Below are 19,176 nucleotides of genomic sequence, written 5' to 3' on the forward strand. Positions count from 1 at the left end.
AGCCACGGCACACGAGGGTCTATACGGCCACCGGCGCCTTGATCGCCCCCAGCGGCGAGTAATCGTGCACCACGAAGTCCTCGATCCGGTAATCGAAGATGCTTGGCGGACACCTTACCATCTCAAGGCGCGGGTGTCCCTGTGGTTCCCGCTGCAACTGTTCCTCGATCAGGTGCGCGTGGTTGAGATAAAGATGCGTATCACCACCGGTCCATACCAGCTCGCCCGCCTCCAGCCCGGTCTGTTGGGCCATCATGCGCTGTAACAGCGCCGCCGACCACAGGTTGAACGGCAGGCCCAGCGCCACATCGCAGCTGCGCTGGTATAGAAGGCAGTTGAGACGCCCCTCGGCGACATGGAACTGGTAGGTCTTGTGACAGGGCGGCAGCGCCATCCGGTCGAGTTCTGCGACATTCCAGCCCTCGATGATATGGCGCCGACTTCCGGGGTTGTGCTTGAGGCTCGCGACCACTTCGGCCACCTGGTTGATCCCGTCGCCGCGCTCGAAAAGCCCGTCCTTGCGATAGCGATACGTGGGCCAGTCGACCCATTGCTTGCCGTACACCGGCCCCAGATCACCCCAGCGCTCTGCGAAATCGGCCTCCTCGGCGATACGCTCGACAAATGCCTCCAGCGCGATATCGTCGCCGGTTTCCTGCACGTAACGGGCATGCGGCCACTCGTTCCAGATTTTGACACCCTGCAACACCAGCGGTCGGATATTTGTATCCCCGGTCAGAAACCACAGCATCTCGCGCGTGGCGGTCTTCCAATAGACGCGCTTGGTAGTCAGCAGCGGCATTGCACCACCAGACAGATCGAACCGCAACTGCGCCCCGAATACCGAGCGCGTGCCGATCCCGGTGCGGTCGACCCGTTCGTCGCCAAACTCCCAGACGTGACGCATCAGGTCGAGGTACTGCTGCTCGGGATGGTGAGAATCGCTTGATGTAGGGGCTGTAGCCATGCGAATTTCCTAGCCGCGCAATTGCCCGCTTGCCACCCCGCCTGTCGACACCTATAGGGCGCGCCTTGCCTCGACCCGCCTCAGGCTTCTGCCCGGCGGGACGACACGGTCGGGGAGTAGCTCAGCCTGGTAGAGCACTGTCTTCGGGAGGCAGGGGCCGGAGGTTCGAATCCTCTCTCCCCGACCAATTTCTAGCCATTAGCGGCACGTAGCACTCGCCAATACGGTTGGCATGCCTCGCGGGCATTGAGAGTGCCCGCGAGGAGCGCTTAGCCTTCGCCTGCCTTCTCAATCCAGCGGTCGATATGGGCTTCGAGCACGTCGAGCGGTACCGCGCCGTTTTCCAGCACGGCATCGTGGAATGCTCGCAGGTCGAAATCGGCTCCCAATGCGTCACTTGCGCGCTGGCGCAACTCTCGAATCTTGAGCTCGCCGATCTTGTACGCCAAAGCTTGGCCTGGCCGGGTGATGTAGCGATTGACCTCGGCATCGATATTGGCCTCGGTCAGGGCGGTGTTATCGAGCATGTAGTCGACCGCGCGCTGCTTGCTCCACCCCTTGGCATGAAGGCCCGTGTCGACGACCAAACGCGTGGCACGCCACATCTCGTAGCTTAACCGTCCCATCTGCTTGGCGGGCGTATCGTACAATCCCATTTCGATGCCGAGCCGTTCGGAATAGAGTCCCCAGCCCTCGACGAAAGCAGTGAAAAAGGTGCCGTTGGCGCGCAGCGGATGGATGTCCAATTCCTGTTGCAAGGCAATCTGGTGGTGGTGCCCTGGCACCGCCTCATGCACCCCCAGTGCGGGCAGTTCCCACAAGGGACGCTGGTCGAGCGCAGTTGTGTTGACGCGGTATATGCCCGGTTGGCCGGTTTCGAGCGAGCCACGCTCGTAATAGGCGGTGGTGTTGCCCGGCGCGAGCGCCGCGGGGATTGGCGAAACCGTATAGGGCTGGCGCGGCAGCGTGCCGAACAGCTTGGGCATCCAGCCATCGATCTGCTTGGCCAACGCGCTGGCGGCATTGATGAGTTCCTCTGGCGTTTCGGCATAGTATTTCGGATTGGTCCGCAAGTCCTCGATGAACGCTTCACGGCTTTCGAAGCCGGCTTCGCGCGCCACTTTCACCATTTCCGCCCGGATCCGTGCGACTTCGCGCAGGCCGAGCTCATGGATCGCCTCGTCGGTCAGGTCGGTGGTGGTGTAGGACCGAACGAGGTGATCGTAATAGGCATCGCCCCCAGGTGTCTGCGAGATGCCAGGCGCGCCGTCACGGCAGGCGGGCGCGTATTCGCTCGCGTAGTAGTCGACAAAGGAGCGATAGGCAGGAAAGACATCGTTTGCGATGGCTAGCTGAGCACGTTCCTTCAGCGCCTTCCAGTCCGATTCCGAGATCGTCCCGGGGCGTTCGCCCGCGAATGGAGACCACAGCGGCGACTGCGCGTAATCATCGTGTATCTGCTCTGATAGCCGATCGCCGAATCCTTCCATCGGCTCGCACGCCTGGGTCAGGCCACGCGCTACTGCTTCTCGGGTGCGGGCGATCCCATCGGCGTTGACCTGCGGATAGGCCTCCATCCGACCGATGTAGCTCTCGTAATCGGCCTTGGTGAACAGCGGCGAACGGTGCGGAAGCGACGAGAGGTAAGAGAACCAGCCCCCGCGATTGGTGAACAGGACATAGAGATCGTGCTCGTGCTTTGCTGCCTCGATGGCATCGACCAGGCTGCTCCTGATGATCGATAAGTCGACGGCCAGGTCCTGCGGCAAGGCAGTGCGGTCGATGCCGTCGATCCGTGCGACGAAAGCCTTTGCCTCTTCCACCGTTTGCAAATGCGCCGAAAGCGACCAGTCGCCCAGTTCACCATCTCCGCGGCGATCCCCGATACTGGTTGCTAACCCGGGATTGTTATCGAGCCGCCATTGCCAGATCTCTTCGCGCAATTCGCGGTAGTCCCCTTCGGGATGGGCAACAGCCGGTGCGACAATTGCGGTTGCAAGGGCCAGCGCGGCGACGAAGTGACGCATTGTTTTCTCTCCTATTCGCAGCCGGTCTATTGTGCCGACCCTGCCCGGTCCAGTAGGCTGTCAAAATGATTACGCCCGCTGTCCTGTTCGTATGCCTCGGCAACATCTGCCGCTCGCCCTTGGCCGAGGCAGCCTTTCGCAAGGCTGCGGCAGAGGCCGGGCTCGATGCTATTGCCGATAGTGCAGGCACCGCCGCCTATCATATCGGCGCTGCGCCTGATGACCGAGCGATCCGAACCGCCGCGCAATACGGCATTGACATTTCTGGTTATAGCGGGCGCCAGATCGAGCAACGCGACTACACGCGGTTCACCCACATATTCGCGCTCGATCACGACAATCTCGCCCACATCGAACGCTTCGCCCCGCCCGACGCCATGGCGCGCGTGGGACTGTTGCTGGATGCTGTTCCCGGTCGCGAAGGTGCAGCTGTGGCCGACCCGTATTACGGCGGAGAGGAGAATTTCGCCGACACCTGGGAAGACGTCTGGGTCGCCGCCAACGCACTAGTTGCCAAGCTGTCCGGCAAGACCCGCTGACACCTCTGCCAATTGGCTGATCGTCCCGCCAACGCTGGATATTCTTGAGGCCTATTTTTTCTCAGGGAACAACGCACGGACACTGTTCCTGCCAGTTCCGGCCAAAACCACCCCATGTCTGCCCCGGTTGGCAAAATTTTAACCGCAATTCTTTAGGTTGCGAGGTGCAAAAATATCGGGAGCGCCACCTATGTGGCTGGTTGGGGCTGTGGCCCGTGGTAGCAGGACGTCAAGCTGGCGAGGTCAAGCACTACTCGCCTGTATCGGCGTGCTCGCCCTCATGCTTATCGGATCAAGCTGGTTTGCGCGCCAGGCTGAAGCTGAGCGCATCCGCGCCGAAGCCAGCAAGGATCATGCTATCGCGGTGCTCAATACCGTGCAGGAAATCGAGATCGCGGCCCTCAACGCCTTGCGGGGTGAACGCGGATTTCTGCTGACGAGCGATCCCAGCTATCTCGAACCCTTGGACGTTTCCGGGCAATCTGGGCTGGCGTTGACCCGTGAACTCACAAGCTTGGTAGCAGAAGATTCCAAACAGCTGGTGGTGGCACATTCTGTAGAGCAGGATTTTCAAAAAATGCTCACACTGCTCCAATCTATCGTGCAGGCCCACAAGGACGGGGCAAAAGAAAAGGCCCTCACGATGGTGCGAAGCGGGGAAGGTCGGCTCGCTCTGAAAACCATCAGTGCCAAACTCGCGCTGGTGGCTGAGCGTGAGACCACCTTGCTTCGGCAGCAGAGTGCGCTCGCCCGCGATCGCGCCGAAGCCAGCGAAGCCTATCAGTATGTGTTGTCGGGTGCCGGACTGGCGCTCATGCTGCTGGCGGGCCTTGCGGTCGGTGCCGTTCGCCGTGCCGTAGCAGCGGAAGCCCGTGTCCGAACCGAATTGCGGCGCCATGCGATGACAGACGAGCTTACCGGGTTGGCAAATCGACGTGAGTTTATGGCATCGCTGGACCGCGCAATTGCGTCTGCGAAGCGGAACGGGACGCCGTTGGCCCTCGCCCTGCTCGATATTGATCATTTCAAGCGCATCAATGATACTTATGGCCACCCGGCAGGGGACGCAGTGATACGCGCAATTGCTACGACTTCGGTGGACGTCATGCGCGGACAGGATACCGTCGGGCGTCTCGGCGGAGAGGAATTTGCCATTATCCTGCCCGACTGCAGCCCCGGTGATGCCTTTGTCTGCTGCGAACGCCTGCGCATGGCGATCAGCACGCTCGACCTCGAGATGGAAACGGGTGAGCCGATCTGCGTGACCGTAAGCACGGGGCTTGCGACTTATGTCCCAGGGGATTCTGCCGAGGCGATGATCGCACGCGCTGACGCCGCTCTTTATGACGCAAAGCACGCCGGGCGCGACCGAGTGCTGTTGGCGGCTTAGCCCCCGCGGAGCAACTGAACACCCCAGTCACGCTCGAACAAATAGAGCAGGATGCGGGCCGCTTCGCCTCGCGGCGATTCCAATCCACCGTCCCGTTCAATCAGCAACCGTGCATCATCATGCGCGATCGGCAACAAGCGCTGGATCTGTTCCAGATCGGCGATCCGGAACGGCGTATCGCCCGATTGGCGCGTGCCGAGCAATTCGCCGCCGCCACGCAGTTCCAGGTCTTCCTCTGCAATGCGGAATCCATCCTGCGTCTCGCGCATCAAGGCAAGGCGTTTGCGACCTGTCTCCGATAGCGCCTCACCGCGCAGGAGGAGGCAAACGGATTTGTCGGCACCGCGGCCCACGCGCCCACGCAACTGGTGCAGCTGAGCGAGCCCGAAGCGTTCCGCTTGCTCGATCACCATCAGTGTCGCCGCTGGCACGTCGACCCCGACTTCGATGACAGTCGTCGCCACCAGCAACTTGGCTTCACCACTTGCGAAACGCGCCATTGCCGCGTCTTTTGCTACTCCATCAAGTTGCCCGTGCACGAGAACCACAGTGTCGCCGAATTGCTCCTTGAGTGCCGCGTAACGCGCTTCGGCTGCAGCAATGTCAGTGCTTTCGTTGTCGTGCACCATTGGACAGACCCAATATGCCTGCCGCCCCGCGCCGATATGGCGTCCGACACCCTCGACCACTTCGCCGAGCCTTTCTTGACCGACGACGCGAGTATCGATGGCCTGCCTTCCCGGAGGAAGTTCGTCCAACCGGCTGACGTCCATCTCGCCATATTGCGCCAGCGTCAGCGTACGCGGGATCGGGGTCGCAGTCATCGACAAGGTGTGCGGAGTTCGCTTGCCCTTGCGGGTCAACATCAGCCGCTGGGCGACGCCAAAGCGGTGCTGCTCATCAATCACTACCAGGCCGAGATCGCGATACTGCACCGCGTCCTGAAAAATCGCATGGGTGCCCACGACGATATCTATCGAGCCGTCCAGAAGCCCCATCAAGAGGCTCTCGCGCGCTCGGCCCTTGTCCCGGCCTGTCAGAAGGGCAATTTCTACTCCAGTAGGGCGCAGCATCTGCCGCAAGGTCTCGTAGTGCTGGCGGGCGAGGATTTCGGTCGGCGCCAGCAGCGCCGCTTGCGCCCCTGCCTCTACCGCCACCAGCATGGACTCGAGCGCCACTACAGTCTTGCCGGCTCCGACATCGCCTTGCAGCAATCGCAGCATTGGAGCTTCCTGCGCCAGATCCTCTTCGATCTCGCGGATCGATCGCTGCTGCGCGCCTGTGAGCGGGAACGGCAGGTCGAGTTTAGAACGACGCGATTGATCGCCCTTCAGTGCCCTTCCCCTGCGCAGCCGGTTGTCGGCACGCACCAGCAAAAGGGCGAGACTGTTGGCCAGCAATTCATCATAGGCGAGCCGATCCCGCGCACTCGCGTTCTCCCCCCTGTGGGCGAGCTTGAGCGCGTCCGACCAAGCGGGCCACCCGTTCTTGTCGAACTGGCCCGGCTCAATCCATTCGGGCAGTCGGGGAAGCTTACTGAGCGCCTGTTCAGCCAGCCCCGCTAGCTTGGGCTGGGTCAGTCCCTCGGACAGGGAATAGACAGGCTCGCACAGCCGCTGCAGGCTCTCCCCGCCTTGCTCCAGAACGTGATCGGGGTGAACAATCTGGAGCATGTCGCCATAGCGTTCGAGCTTGCCAGCCACCCAGCGCGTCTCGTCTACAGGCAGTTGCTTCTTGGCGGTGTAGCTTGCTCGCCCAAAATAAGTCAGCGCACAGATATTCCCCGCAGCATCCTGCGCGTACACGCGATAGGGTCCGCGGCCCTGCATTCGCGGGGCGCGGTGCTCTGTTGGCGTCAGTTGGATGACGATCTGTTCGCCCTCGCCTGCCTCGTCCAGACCGCCTACGGCACGCCGCGTCACGAAGCGTTCGGGCAGATGATAGGCGACATCCCGCACCCTGGTAAGCCCGAGTTTGTCGAGCGGCTTCTTCAACTTCGGCCCGACACCGTCGAGTGTGTCGATCTCGGCAAATAACGGGTTGAGGATATCAGGGCGCATGGCCGCATCTATAGCCGCTTGCGCCGCCAAGGCGAGTGCCGTAACCGCCCGACAATGCCAGACCAAGACCCCGCATTTTCAGTTCGCCTGGCCCGCGCCAAGTTTCGCGGCTGGCATCGCGGCACACGCGAGGCCGACTTCATGATCGGCGGGTTCTTCGACCGTTATTCGGATGACTGGGGCGAGAGCGAGTTGGCGTGGTTCGAGATGCTGCTCGACGAGGACGATGTCGATATCATGGCCTGGGCGCTGGGAACGCAGGCAATCCCGGACCACTTTGCAGGCGAGCAGATGGAGCTGATGTGCCGGCTCGACTATGTCGATATTCCGCGCTGAAAACGCGCTGGCCCTGAACCCGAACGCACGGTAACGCCACATTTCGACACGATGCGCCCCCTCCCGCTTGCGGCAGGGGGTTATCGCGCATGACCGGAACGCTTCGAACGCAGGATCGCTAAAGCCACGATGCCCAACCTTTCCCGTATCCTGAACGCCCGTGAACCGCTGACGCTGGCCTCGGTTGCCCGTGGTGCGCAACCGCTTGTGATGAGCGACCTGGCCCGCGCGGCGAAGGGCCGCGCCGTGTTCATCGCGCCGGACGAATCGGCAATGCACGCCATTGCCGAAGCCGCTCATTATTTTGCGCCCGAACTCGAAGTGATCGAGTTTCCTGCCTGGGACTGCTTGCCCTATGATCGCGCCAGCCCTGCACTGGCGGTCAGCGCACGGCGGCTGTCGGCATTGCACCGCCTGCAGATAGGCAAGGCCGGTTCGCAGCTGCTCGTCACTACCGTCAACGCCGCCATGCAGCGCGTGTTGACCCCGTTCCGGATCCGCGAAAGTGTGCGCGAATTCGCGCCGGGGTCAGAGATCGGGATGGAGAGCCTGTCCGCTCTATTGCGCCGACAGGGTTACACCCGCACCGATACCGTGGTGGACAGTGGCGAATATGCCATCCGCGGCTCGATCGTCGATATCTTTCCTTCCGGCCTCGAACAGGGCTTGCGGCTCGATTTTTTTGGCGATGAGCTCGAAAGCCTGCGATTGTTCGATCCTTCGACGCAGATGAGCACGCAGGTCATCAAGTCCCACCTGCTGCTGCCGGCGAGCGAGGCCTTGCTCGACGAGGACAGCATCAAGCGGTTCCGGGGCCGCTATCGCGAACAGTTCGGGGCGGCAGCGACACAGGACCCGCTGTACGAGGCGGTTAGCGAAGGTCGGCGGCTGGCCGGGATGGAGCATTGGCTCCCGCTTTTTGAAGACCGGCTGGTGACGCTGTTTGAACATCTCGACGAGAACGACTTGGTGGTGATGGATGCCACTGGCGCCAATTCGGTCGACGAGCGGCTGAAGGACATCTCCGATTATCGCGAGGCCCGCCGCAATGCGACCGGACAAGCCAAGGGTGGCTACCGGCCGTTGGCCGAGGACGCGCTCTATCTCTCGTCGGATGAATGGCAGCGACACCTCGCTGCCGCGCCGGCGCATCGCAGTGTCATTTTTTCCGAGCCAGAAGGCGAGCGTGTCGTGGACTTCGGCTTCACCTCGGCGCGCGATTTTGCCCCCGAACGGGCGCGTGGCGACAATGTCTACGAAACTGCAGCCAAGCATCTGAAAGGCTTGGCAAACCAGGGCAAAAAACCCCTGCTGGCAGCATACTCCGAGGGCAGCCGCAGCCGCATTGCCTCGATCCTGTCCGAAGCGGGGTGCGCAACGCGCCTGGCGGACGGCTGGCAGGAGGCGCTCGGCCTCGCAGCGAAAGGCACTCCAGTTGCGCTGGTCCTGCCAGTAGAAACCGGTTTCGCCAATGACCAGATGGAACTGCTGACCGAGCAGGACCTGCTCGGCGACCGGCTGGTGCGGCGGCACAAGAAACGCAAGGATTCCGACGCCTTTCTTGCTGAACTTCAAACCCTTAACCGCGGCGACCTTGTGGTCCATGTCGAGCATGGCATCGGCAAGTATCTTGGCTTGGAGCCGATTGCCGTCGGCAAGAGCCAGCACGATTGCGTCATGCTCGAATATCGCGGCGGCGACAAACTCTACATCCCGGTCGAAAACATCGACGTGCTGTCGCGCTATGGCTCGTCGGAAGAATCGGTGATGCTTGATCGGCTGGGCGGCGAAGCCTGGCAGAAGCGCCGCGCACAACTGCGCGAACGCATCCGCGAGATTGCTGGCGAACTGATGAAAACCGCCGCCGCGCGAGCGCTACGCAAAGCCCCAGTACTCGACGTGGAGGAAGCCTCCTACAACCAATTCGTCGACCGCTTTCAGTGGGAAGAAACCGACGACCAGGATCGCGCCATTGCGGATGTCCTGCGCGACCTCGAAAGCGGGCGGCCGATGGACCGACTGGTGTGCGGCGATGTTGGCTTCGGCAAAACCGAGGTGGCACTTCGCGCTGCCTTTGTAGCTGCCATGAACGGCCAGCAGGTTGCCGTTGTCGCCCCCACCACCCTGCTGGCACGCCAGCATTTCGAGAATTTCTCTGCCCGCTTCAACGGCTTTCCGCTCAAGGTAGGCCGGTTGAGCCGGCTGGTGCCATCCAAGGAAATGAGCGATACGCGTGATGGCCTCGCCAGCGGCGATATCGACATCGTTGTCGGTACGCACGCAATCCTGTCGAAATCCACCAGCTTCAAAAACCTGGGCCTGGTCATCGTCGACGAGGAGCAGCGTTTCGGTGTCAGCCACAAGGAAAAGCTCAAGCAATTGCGTGCCGATGTGCACATGCTGACCCTGACCGCGACCCCCATTCCGCGCACCTTGCAGATGGCCATGACCGGCCTGCGCGAACTCTCCACTATCCAGACCCCCCCAGTCGACCGGCTGGCGGTCCGCACTTACGTAATGGAATGGGACGACATGGTGATGCGCGAGGCACTGCTGCGCGAACATCATCGCGGCGGACAGAGTTTTATCGTGGTACCGCGCATTTCCGACATGGAAAACGTTGAGCAATGGCTTCGCGACAACGTCCCCGAAGTAAAGGCGGTGACCGCACACGGACAGATGAGCCCGGTCGAGATCGAAAAGCGTATGAGCGCGTTCTACGAGGGCAAATACGAGGTTCTGCTGTCGACCACCATCGTCGAAAGCGGGCTCGATCTGCCCAGCGCCAATACAATCATCATCCACCGCGCCGATATCTTCGGCCTCGCCCAGCTCTACCAGCTCCGCGGCCGCGTGGGTCGGGCCAAGCTGCGCGCCTACGCCTACCTCACTTATGCCGAGGACTCGCAACTGAGCGAGGTGGCAGAGAAACGCCTCAAGGTGCTGGGTGATCTCGATTCGCTTGGTGCAGGCTTCCAGCTCGCCAGCCACGATCTCGATATTCGCGGTGCCGGCAATTTGCTGGGCGACGAACAGTCGGGCCATATCCGCGAGGTCGGGTTCGAACTGTACCAGTCGATGCTGGAGGACGCCATTCTTGCAGCCAAGGCTGGTGAGGCAGGCCTTACCGAGGACCGCGAGCCGCTCAGCCCGCAGATAACGGTCGATGCGCCGATCATGATCCCCGAAGAATACATTCCGGACCTGGCCGTGCGGATGGCGCTATATCGCCGCCTCAACCAGGCCGAAGGCAAGGCCGAGATCGAGGCGCTGGCAGCCGAGATGATCGATCGTTTCGGACCACTGCCCGATGCTACCGCCAATCTAGTGCGCCTGATAGAAATCAAGCACCAGGCGATCGAGGCCAATATCGCCAAGATCGATGTCGGCGCGCGCGGAACGCTGGTGGCCTTCCACCAGGACGATTTCCCCGACGGCCCCGGCCTCATCGCCTACGTCGACAGGCTCAAGGGTACGGCCAAGCTGCGCCCCGACATGAAACTGGTCATAAACCGCGCGTGGGTCGACCCGCAGAGTCGTCTCAACGGCCTTTACCAGCTTACCAAGGGGTTAGGCGGCGTCGCCCGGCGCTATCGCAAGGGTCAAAAAGCCGCCTGAGCAAGCGCCAACTGGCGAAAGGAGGTCGCATCCACCGGCGCTGACCGCAGGAAGCCCTGATAGGCCTTGCAACCTTCTGCGGCGACAATAGCGCGTTGCGCTTCGCGCTCGATACCTTCAGCGATCACATCAAGGCCAAGTGCATCCGCCATCGTGGCGATGCCCCGCAGTATCGCCAGATCGCGATGATCGGTGGCGATCCCTTCGACCATGGACCGGTCTAGCTTGAGGTAATCCAGCGGGAGGACCTTGAGATAGCCGAAGTTGCAGAACCCTGCCCCGAAGTCGTCGAGCGCGATGGCTACGCCTGCATCGCGCAAGGAACCCAGAGCAAGGGCGGCGCTGCGCAAGTCACCGAGCAGCACGTCCTCGGTAATCTCGACCGTCAATCGTTCCGGATCAACTCGACTTTCGCGCACGCGTGCCAGGAAACGCAAGGCGAAATCATTCGCCGATATTTCTTGCGGGAGGATGTTGACCGACAAACGCAGGTGCCCGGGCCAGGTTGCGAACTGCGCCAGCGCAGCATCGACAACATGTTCCGACAATCTAACCGCCGCATCCTGGTCCTCGGCAATGGCGAATGTAGTTTGAGCGCCGATCGTGCCAAGCACCGGATGGTGCCAGCGCGCCAGCGCCTCGCCTCCGACCAAAGCGTCGTCGTCGAGCGCGAACTGCGGCTGGTAGACTGTCTCGATCTGGTCCTGCGCGATAGACCCGATCAAGTCAGGGGCATGCGCCGAGACGCGCGCCAGTTCGAGTTGGAGGTAATCGCTGGAAGCCATATCCTCCCCCTAGCCTGCTCCATTGGCGAAATCCCGGCGCAAGTGCATTGCGTTGCCAAATGGCACGGTCCTTCATACAGCATACTCAGCGCGCACAGCCGGGAGGGACGCCGTTTGCCCCAGAATAACGGGTTTGAAACGCTGGCATTGCTGGCGACCGATACGGACAGGGCGCAGGAAGCCCATGCCGAGCTTTCCGAACAGTTCAACTTCGTCCCGATTGACGAGGCGGATGCCGTGGTCGTTCTCGGGGGCGACGGCTACATGCTCCATGCCCTGCACAAGATGCTCGAAGAGGGCTCTCTGAAGCCAGCCTATGGCATTAATATGGGCACGGTCGGCTTCATGATGAACCGGTCGCGCAAGCGCCCCGATCTTCTTGCCACACTCAATCGGGCCTCAACGCGCATAGTCGCTCCGCTGCGCATGGACGCGATTGACCAGAATGGCGCCGAATACTCCGCCAGCGCCATCAACGAGGTCTCCCTGCTGCGTGAAACGCGCCAGACCGCCAAGATTGAGGTGACGGTCGGCGGCAAGGTCCGAATCGCCGAGCTGGTCTGCGACGGCGTATTGGTTTCGACCCCGGTGGGTTCGACCGCCTACAACTTGTCGGCAAATGGCCCGATTCTGCCGCTCGATTCGCAATTGCTGGCACTCACCCCGATCAGCCCGTTCCGCCCCCGGCGGTGGCGAGGCGCGATCCTGCCCGAATATTCCGACATCAAGATGCGGGTTCTGGAGCCCAGCAAGCGTCCCGTGGCCGTGGTCGCCGACCAACACGAATTCCGCGACATTGCCGAGGTTTCGGTCGCGATCGACCGCAGCGCGGAACTGGTCCTGCTGTTCGATCCGGGCCATTCACTCGATGAAAGAATCGTGGCCGAGCAGTTTTTGACCTGACCGGTTGGTGCCTTGTCAGGGGTAGAGCTCGCCTTTTGTTGAAATCTCCCCCTTGCAAATCGATTTCGCCCCCCATATACGCGCGGCTCGCTCGCAAGACGGGCTGCTCCCCGATAGCTCAGCGGTAGAGTAGGTGACTGTTAATCACTTGGTCGTTGGTTCGAATCCAACTCGGGGAGCCACTTTTCCTACAGGCCTAGAAGCAGCCGCGATCCCACCCAGATCGTGAGCGCTGCGGTCAGCCAGCGGATGATCCGCGCAGGCAGGACCTTGAGCGCCAGCAGGCTGCCGATCTGCCCCCCGATTACCACCGCGATCATCAATGGCAGTCCGAAGGTCACCGCAGAACCGAGCGTGTCCGGCCCGCTCTTGAGCAATTGCCCGGTCAGTCCGAACAGTGAATTCACCAGGATGAAAAGACTCGCGGTGGCTGCAATGCCGCGCGCATCGTTCCAGCGGGTGAGATGTAGCAGCGGCGCGAGGAATATTCCGCCGCCGATCCCGACGAGACCCGACAGATAGCCAATCGGGGCCGCGACGAAGGGCATTGCCCTTGCAAGACGGTTGCTGTCCCCCTCTCCAGCGCCTTGCGGGATGAACAACGCCAATCCTGCCAGCACCAGGCTAGCTCCAAGCAGCGAGAAGAATGTCCCTTCGGCGATCGGAGTCAGGCCACCCAGCAAAGCTGCCGGGGCGGCGATGACCGTGAGTATCAAGGCCTTGCGCCATGGGGTCACCCCGGCCCGCCCGAAGCGGATGCTACTACCGGCAACCACCGCGACGTTGCACACTAAGGAAAGCACCGGCAGGAGACGGTAGTCGAACCCGGCCAGCGCCAACAGCGCGCTATATGTCGATCCCCCGCCGAACCCGACACTGGCATAAAGCAGTGCGGTGGCGGCAAAAGCGGCCGCGAGAGCGTAAATACCCATCTCGCCGCGCTGCTACAGGACCAGGATCAACCCGACGCCCCGTGGCAGTGCTTGTACTTGCTGCCCGAACCGCAGGGGCACGGCGCATTGCGGCTGATTTCCTGATTGGCATAGGGATTGTCGGCCGGACCGGCAGCGCCGCCCGGCCCGAAGGCCGCGCGCGAGGAACCAGCCAGCGCACCGAACAGTTCGGCTCGCCCGGCCGAACCGTCGCCATCGTTTGAATTCTCGAGCCCAGTTAGCGGATCGATATGGCCGGTCAGGAAATCCGGCAAGTCAGGTAACTCGGCCTGCGATTGAGGCGGAGCCATGCGCAACTCGCTCTTGATCAGGATCGAGGTGATATCCTCACGCAGCTTGTCGAGCATACTCTCGAACAGGCCAAAAGCTTCCTGCTTGTACTCGTTGATAGGCTGCTTTTGCGCGTAAGCACGCAGGAAAACCACCTGACGCAGCGCATCGAGCGTCGCGAGGTGTTCTTTCCAGTGATGGTCAAGCCGGTCCAGCAGGATACCCTTCTCGACCCGGCGCCACACCGCCGGGTCGGTGGCGGCGATCTTGGCGTCCATCTGGGCATCGGCCTCGGTCCGGATTCGCTCCTCGAACTTATCGGGCTCGATCGAATCCTCTTCCATCCACTGGTCGATCGGCGGAGTCATACCCAGCACTTCTTCGACCCGCTCCTTCAGGCCAGCAACATCCCATTGCTCGGGATAGGATCCCGGCGGGCAGGACTGGGTCACGATCGCGTTGATGGTGTCATGACGCATATCGATCACGACATCATCGACTGCTTCGCTGTCCATGATTTCGGCGCGCTGTTCGTAGATGACCTTGCGCTGGTCATTCATCACGTCGTCGAATTCAACGACCTGCTTGCGCACATCGTAGTTGCGCGCCTCGACCTTCTTCTGAGCGGTCTCGATGGCCTTCGAGAGCCATTTCGAGCCGATAGCTTCACCGTCCTCGAGGTTCGAATTCATCATCCGCGCAAACAGGGTGTCCGGGCCGAAAATGCGCAGCAAATCGTCCTCGAGGCAGAGGTAGAAACGGCTGAGGCCGGGGTCGCCCTGGCGGCCCGAACGGCCGCGCAACTGGTTATCGATCCGTCGGCTCTCGTGCCGCTCGGTACCGAGGACGAACAAGCCGCCGGCTTCCTTGACCTTCTGCCTTTCGGCCTCGACCTCGGCCTTGATCTTCGCGACTGCCGCATCGCGCTCGGGTCCATCTTCCATCTCGCTCAGCTCGTCGTTGATGCGAAACTCGATATTGCCGCCGAGCTGGATGTCAGTACCGCGGCCAGCCATGTTGGTAGCAATGGTCACCGCGCCCAGGCGACCGGCCTGCGCCACGATATGCGCTTCGCTTTCGTGGAAGCGGGCATTGAGGACGGCGTGCTTGACGCCTTCCTTTTCGAGGAACTGGCTGAGCAGCTCTGACTTCTCGATCGAGACCGTGCCGACGAGCACCGGCTGGCCGATCTCGTTCTTTTCCTTGATCGCCTTGGCAATGGCACCGAACTTGTCGAGCGTGTTCTTGTAGAACTCGTCTTCCTCGTCCATCCGCTGGACTGGCACGTTGGTCGGTATCTCGACCACGTTCATCTTGTAGATGTCCCAGAATTCAGACGCCTCGGTGGAGGCCGTGCCGGTCATGCCTGAAAGCTTGGGATACATACGGAAATAATTCTGGAAGGTGATCGACGCCAGGGTCTGGTTCTCGGGCTCGATCTTAACGCCTTCCTTGGCTTCGACAGCCTGGTGCAGGCCGTTCGACCAGCGCCGACCATCCATCATGCGCCCGGTGAATTCGTCGATGATGACGATCTTGTCGTCCTTGACGATGTAATCGGTATCACGCTTGAACATGATGTTGGCCTTGAGAGCCTGGTCCAGGTGGTGAACGACCTGGGTGTTTTCGACATCATAAAGATTATCGGTTTCAAGCAGGCCGGCATCCTTGAGCAATTGCTCGATCTTCTCGTTGCCGTCCTCGGTCCAGGTAATGTTCTTGGTCTTCTCGTCAGCTTCGTACCACTCGGGATCGACCCGCTTCACCACCTCGTCGACGGTCACGTAAAGGTCGGTCTTGTCCTCGGTCGGGCCGGAGATGATCAACGGCGTACGCGCCTCGTCAATCAGGATAGAATCGACCTCGTCGACGATTGCGAAGTTGAATGGACGCTGCGCCATGGCGCGGCGCTCGTGCTTCATGTTGTCGCGCAGGTAATCAAAGCCAAATTCGTTATTCGTGCCGTAGGTGATGTCAGCGTTATAAGCGTCGCGCTTTTCCATCTCGTTCATGTTGGGAACCGCAACCCCGACCGTCAGGCCGAGCCACGTGTAGAGCTGTCCCATCCATTCAGCGTCGCGTCGTGCGAGATAATCGTTTACGGTGACGACGTGAACGCCCTTGCCTTCAATGGCGTTGAGATAGGTGGCCAGCGTTGCGACCAGCGTCTTGCCCTCGCCCGTCTTCATTTCGGCAATCTCGCCGCGATGGAGAACCACGCCGCCGACCAACTGGACGTCGAAGTGTCGCATGCCCAGCACGCGGACCGAGGCTTCACGTACCGTAGCAAAGGCTTCGGGGAGGATATCGTCGAGCGACGCGCCGGCAGCAATCTGTTCGCGGAATTTTTGGGTCTGAGCCTGCAGTTCCGTGTCGGAAAGCGCCTTGATTTGGTCTTCTAGCGCATTGATCTGGTCGACGATCTTGCCGATCGACTTGACGTAGCGATCATTCGACGAGCCGAAGACCGATTTCATGATATTGTTGAGCATGGGAGAGTGCCTGACGCAAATGTAATGGGATTAGCGCCCCCGCATCTTGCGCGAGAGCGATCAAAAGTCGGAATATGTGCGGTGCGCAGCTATTCGAGCGAGATGTCGCTGCCGAGCATGACTGTCGGCAGATGCACAGCAGCCTTCCGCCGCGGGATGCAATCCACAATTGTGCTGCATCGTGCCGGGCTGTGCTCGACACTCTTGCGCTGGCGACATTCCGCTCCGCGCTCCTCGTCGCTCGTCTGCGAGCCGGACTGGACCTGCGACCCGAACATCTCGCCCATGGCAGCATTGGCCGGCGTGCCGATGGCGGCAAGTCCGGTCAGGAGCGCAAGAAGGGTCAGCAATTGGCGACGCATAGGCGGCCCAGATAGGCATTAAAGCACGCTGCGTCCAGTTGCGAGGAACCGCGTTTGCACTTATGCGCGCCACTCTATGGAACTTGCCCCCTCACCCCTCGCCCGGCCCTTTCCCGAAATGCCCGAAATTGCAGGCATGACCCTGCGTAGCGTGCGCGCCGGGTACAAGGAGTGGGACCGCGCCGACCTGACCCTGGTCGAGCTGGAGGAAGGGACCAGCATCGCAGGTGTTTTTACCCGCAGCGCCTGTGCCTCGAGCGAAGTGGAATTCGGCCGCGCATCAATTGCTCAAGGGTTGGCCCGGGCGCTGGTGGTCAACGCCGGTAATTCCAATGCTTTCACCGGCTATCGCGGGCGCGAGGCGGTCGAACGGATCATCGCCAAGGTCGCGCAACACTTCAACTGTCCGACTGAGCAGGTCTTCGTGTCCTCGACCGGCGTCATCGGGGTGCCCCTGCCGGCCGACATCGCCGATGCCGGACTTGATGCTGCTTTCGAGGCCGCACCTTGCTCCTGGGAAGCAGCCACCCACGCTATCGGCACGACCGATACCTTCCCCAAGGCAGCCCGTGCTTCTGCCATGATTAACGGAAAGCGCGTCGAACTGTGCGGCATCATCAAGGGTAGCGGCATGATTGCGCCAGACATGGCGACCATGCTCGGCTACATTTTCACTGACGCCGCTATCGCGCCCGGGCTGTTGCAGCAAATGCTCGAACACGCCAACGCCGGGACATTCTCTTGCATCACGGTCGATGGTGACACCTCTACCAGTGACACTGTCCTCGCCTTTGCCACGGGCAAGGCTGACCATCCCGTGTTGACCACGTTCGACGATCCGGGGGCGGATGCCTTCGCCGCAGCGTTAGTGGACGTGTGCCGCCAGCTTGCGCAACTGGTCGTGCGCGACGGAGAAGGGGCAAGCAAGTTCATCGAAATTCGGGTCGTGGGGGCTGCCTCGGACGACAGCGCCCGGCGGATCGCTCTTTCGATCGCCAATTCGCCGCTGGTAAAGACCGCCATTGCCGGCGAGGATGCCAATTGGGGTCGGGTGGTGATGGCTGTTGGCAAGGCCGGCGAACCGGCCGACCGCGACAAGCTGTCTATCGGGTTCGGAGGGCACTGGGCGGCGCGCAACGGACAACCGCTGGCCGAATTCGACGAACGACCTGTAGCCGAACATCTCAAGGGCGACGAAATCGTCGTCGATGTCGACCTCGATATGGGAGCGGGCCACGCCGTTGTCTGGACCTGCGACCTGACCCACGGTTACATCGAAATCAACGCCGACTACCGTTCCTGAGCGTATGCCCGGCAACACACTCGATCAGCGTATTCGCGCCCTGATGGAGCAGGTGACCGACAGCATTATCCTGCCGCGTTATCGCAATCTGTCGAAGCGCGAGATCGTCGAGAAGGCCACGGACGACCTCGTCACAATAGCCGACCGCGAAGCCGAAGATGCACTCTACGAGGGGCTGGCGCGACTGGAGCCCGGGCTCACGATCGTGGGCGAAGAAGCCGCCTTTGCCGATCCGGGCGTGCTGGAGGACTTGTCCGGAGATTGCTGGATTATTGATCCCATCGACGGCACACATAATTTTGCCAGCGGCAAGGCACCCTTCGGAATCTTGCTGGCGCAGGCATCGGGCGGTGTTTGCCGATCGGGCTGGATCTACGACTGTCTTAGCCGCCGATTCTGCAGCGCCCATCGCGGCAAGGGGGCGAAGATCGATGAAGATCGTGTCACCGCACGCTCCACTGGGGCAAAGAAACCAATCGCCGCTATTTCAACTCTTTACCTCAATGCCAAACAGAAGGCGGTTGTCGAGCGTGTCATCGAGCCAGCCTTCGACCTCGTGGACATCCCGCGCTGCGCTGCCGAACAATATCCACGTCTCGCGCTAGGACAGAACGATATTTCCACCTTCCAGCGAACGCTCGCGTGGGACCACGCCGCCGGGGTGCTATGGCTCAACGAGGCAGGCGGCATGGCCGCCCGTTTCGATGGCAGCGCCTATCGTGTGGATGATGGCGGCACACCGGGACTTGTCGGTGCGTCGTCACCTGCCATCTGGATCGATTTTGTTGAGCGGCTGACAGCCCGGTTATAGCAGCCGACCCAAGTTCAAAGCTGCTGTTCGAGCCACTGCTTGAGCTGGTTCTTTGGCGCAGCGCCGGTCATTTCGGCGATCTTTTCACCACCCTTGTAAAGAGCGAGATAGGGAATGCCGCGCACGCCCAGCTTGCTCGGGGTGTCGGTGTTGGCCATGATATCAAGCTTGGCGATTGTCACCTTGTCGGACAGTTCATCGCTGATTTCTTCAAGCGCCGGGGCAATCTGCTTGCATGGACCGCACCACTCGGCCCAGAAATCGACCAACACGGGCTTGTCGGCTTCCAGCACGTCGCTCTGCCAGCTGCTATCGGTAATGTTTACGGTGGCCATCGAGTATATCTCCTGTTGTTGCGTC

General features: G+C 61.3%; 15 protein-coding genes and 2 tRNA genes. 9 read left to right on the top strand and 8 right to left on the bottom strand.

Features of this window, described 5'->3' with window-relative positions:
* Positions 1 to 19 precede the first annotated feature (19 nt).
* Positions 20 to 967, bottom strand: coding sequence for a thymidylate synthase (thyA, locus tag ACXYL9_RS08635; protein ID WP_459039172.1), 948 nt, complete (start codon positions 965 to 967; stop codon positions 20 to 22).
* Between the two features lie 110 nt (positions 968 to 1,077).
* Here thyA and ACXYL9_RS08640 point away from each other — a divergent pair.
* Positions 1,078 to 1,154 (top strand) — tRNA-Pro (locus ACXYL9_RS08640).
* 82 nt (positions 1,155 to 1,236) lie between these two features.
* Here ACXYL9_RS08640 and ACXYL9_RS08645 read toward each other — a convergent pair.
* The gene (locus tag ACXYL9_RS08645) at positions 1,237 to 2,994 is read right to left on the bottom strand and encodes a DUF885 domain-containing protein (protein WP_459039173.1); all 1,758 of its coding nucleotides are present in this window, start codon (positions 2,992 to 2,994) and stop codon (positions 1,237 to 1,239) included.
* 65 nt (positions 2,995 to 3,059) lie between these two features.
* On the opposite strand from ACXYL9_RS08645, the gene ACXYL9_RS08650 reads away from it, so the two are divergent.
* On the top strand, positions 3,060 to 3,533 hold the full coding sequence (locus ACXYL9_RS08650) for a low molecular weight protein-tyrosine-phosphatase (protein WP_459039174.1): 474 nt from the start codon (positions 3,060 to 3,062) through the stop codon (positions 3,531 to 3,533).
* Positions 3,534 to 3,813: 280 nt separating this feature from the next.
* Positions 3,814 to 4,923, top strand: a complete 1,110-nt coding sequence (locus ACXYL9_RS08655; protein WP_459039175.1) for a GGDEF domain-containing protein — start codon at positions 3,814 to 3,816, stop codon at positions 4,921 to 4,923.
* On the opposite strand, the gene recG is transcribed toward ACXYL9_RS08655, so the two are convergent.
* The gene (gene recG, locus ACXYL9_RS08660) at positions 4,920 to 6,983 is read right to left on the bottom strand and encodes an ATP-dependent DNA helicase RecG (RefSeq protein ID WP_459039176.1); all 2,064 of its coding nucleotides are present in this window, start codon (positions 6,981 to 6,983) and stop codon (positions 4,920 to 4,922) included. The two genes, ACXYL9_RS08655 and recG, sit on opposite strands and share 4 nt — an antisense overlap.
* 54 nt (positions 6,984 to 7,037) lie before the next feature.
* On the opposite strand from recG, the gene ACXYL9_RS08665 reads away from it, so the two are divergent.
* Together ACXYL9_RS08665 and mfd are read left to right on the top strand one after the other, a co-directional pair.
* On the top strand, positions 7,038 to 7,319 hold the full coding sequence (locus ACXYL9_RS08665) for an FAD assembly factor SdhE (protein WP_459039177.1): 282 nt from the start codon (positions 7,038 to 7,040) through the stop codon (positions 7,317 to 7,319).
* Positions 7,320 to 7,448: 129 nt separating this feature from the next.
* Positions 7,449 to 10,937 (top strand): transcription-repair coupling factor, encoded by a 3,489-nt coding sequence (gene mfd, locus ACXYL9_RS08670; RefSeq protein ID WP_459039178.1) that lies wholly within the window; start codon positions 7,449 to 7,451, stop codon positions 10,935 to 10,937.
* On the opposite strand, the gene ACXYL9_RS08675 is transcribed toward mfd, so the two are convergent.
* Positions 10,922 to 11,722, bottom strand: coding sequence for an EAL domain-containing protein (locus ACXYL9_RS08675; protein WP_459039179.1), 801 nt, complete (start codon positions 11,720 to 11,722; stop codon positions 10,922 to 10,924). The two genes, mfd and ACXYL9_RS08675, sit on opposite strands and share 16 nt — an antisense overlap.
* 114 nt (positions 11,723 to 11,836) lie before the next feature.
* Here ACXYL9_RS08675 and ACXYL9_RS08680 point away from each other — a divergent pair, with 114 nt between their 5' ends.
* A complete protein-coding gene (locus ACXYL9_RS08680) occupies positions 11,837 to 12,625 on the top strand; it encodes an NAD kinase (RefSeq protein WP_459039180.1) in 789 nt (262 codons plus the stop codon).
* A gap of 107 nt (positions 12,626 to 12,732) precedes the next feature.
* Positions 12,733 to 12,807 (top strand) — tRNA-Asn (locus ACXYL9_RS08685).
* A 6-nt stretch (positions 12,808 to 12,813) separates the two neighbouring features.
* Here the strand turns inward: ACXYL9_RS08685 and ACXYL9_RS08690 are convergent.
* The 3 genes from ACXYL9_RS08690 to ACXYL9_RS08700 form a co-directional block, all read right to left on the bottom strand.
* Positions 12,814 to 13,557 carry a sulfite exporter TauE/SafE family protein gene (locus tag ACXYL9_RS08690; protein WP_459039181.1) on the bottom strand — a complete coding sequence of 248 codons (744 nt, stop codon included), beginning with the start codon at positions 13,555 to 13,557 and terminating at the stop codon, positions 12,814 to 12,816.
* Positions 13,558 to 13,583: 26 nt separating this feature from the next.
* The gene (gene secA, locus ACXYL9_RS08695; protein WP_459039182.1) at positions 13,584 to 16,340 is read right to left on the bottom strand and encodes a preprotein translocase subunit SecA; all 2,757 of its coding nucleotides are present in this window, start codon (positions 16,338 to 16,340) and stop codon (positions 13,584 to 13,586) included.
* Between the two features lie 89 nt (positions 16,341 to 16,429).
* A complete protein-coding gene (locus ACXYL9_RS08700; protein WP_459039183.1) occupies positions 16,430 to 16,702 on the bottom strand; it encodes a hypothetical protein in 273 nt (90 codons plus the stop codon).
* 76 nt (positions 16,703 to 16,778) lie between these two features.
* Between ACXYL9_RS08700 and argJ the strand changes: the two genes are divergently transcribed.
* Both argJ and ACXYL9_RS08710 read left to right on the top strand, forming a co-directional pair.
* Positions 16,779 to 18,005 carry a bifunctional glutamate N-acetyltransferase/amino-acid acetyltransferase ArgJ gene (gene argJ, locus ACXYL9_RS08705; protein ID WP_459039184.1) on the top strand — a complete coding sequence of 409 codons (1,227 nt, stop codon included), beginning with the start codon at positions 16,779 to 16,781 and terminating at the stop codon, positions 18,003 to 18,005.
* 4 nt (positions 18,006 to 18,009) lie between these two features.
* Positions 18,010 to 18,816 (top strand): inositol monophosphatase family protein, encoded by an 807-nt coding sequence (locus ACXYL9_RS08710; RefSeq protein WP_459039185.1) that lies wholly within the window; start codon positions 18,010 to 18,012, stop codon positions 18,814 to 18,816.
* A gap of 14 nt (positions 18,817 to 18,830) precedes the next feature.
* Here the strand turns inward: ACXYL9_RS08710 and trxA are convergent, their stop codons facing one another.
* Positions 18,831 to 19,151, bottom strand: coding sequence for a thioredoxin (gene trxA / locus ACXYL9_RS08715; RefSeq protein ID WP_459039186.1), 321 nt, complete (start codon positions 19,149 to 19,151; stop codon positions 18,831 to 18,833).
* Positions 19,152 to 19,176 lie beyond the last annotated feature (25 nt).

It is taken from the genome of Qipengyuania sp. CAU 1752, assembly GCF_054482615.1.

What these genes read in the sequence shown, in the direction of transcription:
- thyA (WP_459039172.1), bottom strand. Translation starts at nt 967, where the DNA reads ATGGCTACAGCCCCTACATCAAGCGATTCTCACCATCCCGAGCAGCAG.
- ACXYL9_RS08645 (WP_459039173.1), bottom strand. Translation starts at nt 2,994, where the DNA reads ATGCGTCACTTCGTCGCCGCGCTGGCCCTTGCAACCGCAATTGTCGCA.
- ACXYL9_RS08650 (WP_459039174.1), top strand. Translation starts at nt 3,060, where the DNA reads ATGATTACGCCCGCTGTCCTGTTCGTATGCCTCGGCAACATCTGCCGC.
- ACXYL9_RS08655 (WP_459039175.1), top strand. Translation starts at nt 3,814, where the DNA reads ATGCTTATCGGATCAAGCTGGTTTGCGCGCCAGGCTGAAGCTGAGCGC.
- recG (WP_459039176.1), bottom strand. Translation starts at nt 6,983, where the DNA reads ATGCGCCCTGATATCCTCAACCCGTTATTTGCCGAGATCGACACACTC.
- ACXYL9_RS08665 (WP_459039177.1), top strand. Translation starts at nt 7,038, where the DNA reads ATGCCAGACCAAGACCCCGCATTTTCAGTTCGCCTGGCCCGCGCCAAG.
- mfd (WP_459039178.1), top strand. Translation starts at nt 7,449, where the DNA reads ATGCCCAACCTTTCCCGTATCCTGAACGCCCGTGAACCGCTGACGCTG.
- ACXYL9_RS08675 (WP_459039179.1), bottom strand. Translation starts at nt 11,722, where the DNA reads ATGGCTTCCAGCGATTACCTCCAACTCGAACTGGCGCGCGTCTCGGCG.
- ACXYL9_RS08690 (WP_459039181.1), bottom strand. Translation starts at nt 13,557, where the DNA reads ATGGGTATTTACGCTCTCGCGGCCGCTTTTGCCGCCACCGCACTGCTT.
- secA (WP_459039182.1), bottom strand. Translation starts at nt 16,340, where the DNA reads ATGCTCAACAATATCATGAAATCGGTCTTCGGCTCGTCGAATGATCGC.
- ACXYL9_RS08700 (WP_459039183.1), bottom strand. Translation starts at nt 16,702, where the DNA reads ATGCGTCGCCAATTGCTGACCCTTCTTGCGCTCCTGACCGGACTTGCC.
- argJ (WP_459039184.1), top strand. Translation starts at nt 16,779, where the DNA reads ATGGAACTTGCCCCCTCACCCCTCGCCCGGCCCTTTCCCGAAATGCCC.
- ACXYL9_RS08710 (WP_459039185.1), top strand. Translation starts at nt 18,010, where the DNA reads ATGCCCGGCAACACACTCGATCAGCGTATTCGCGCCCTGATGGAGCAG.
- trxA (WP_459039186.1), bottom strand. Translation starts at nt 19,151, where the DNA reads ATGGCCACCGTAAACATTACCGATAGCAGCTGGCAGAGCGACGTGCTG.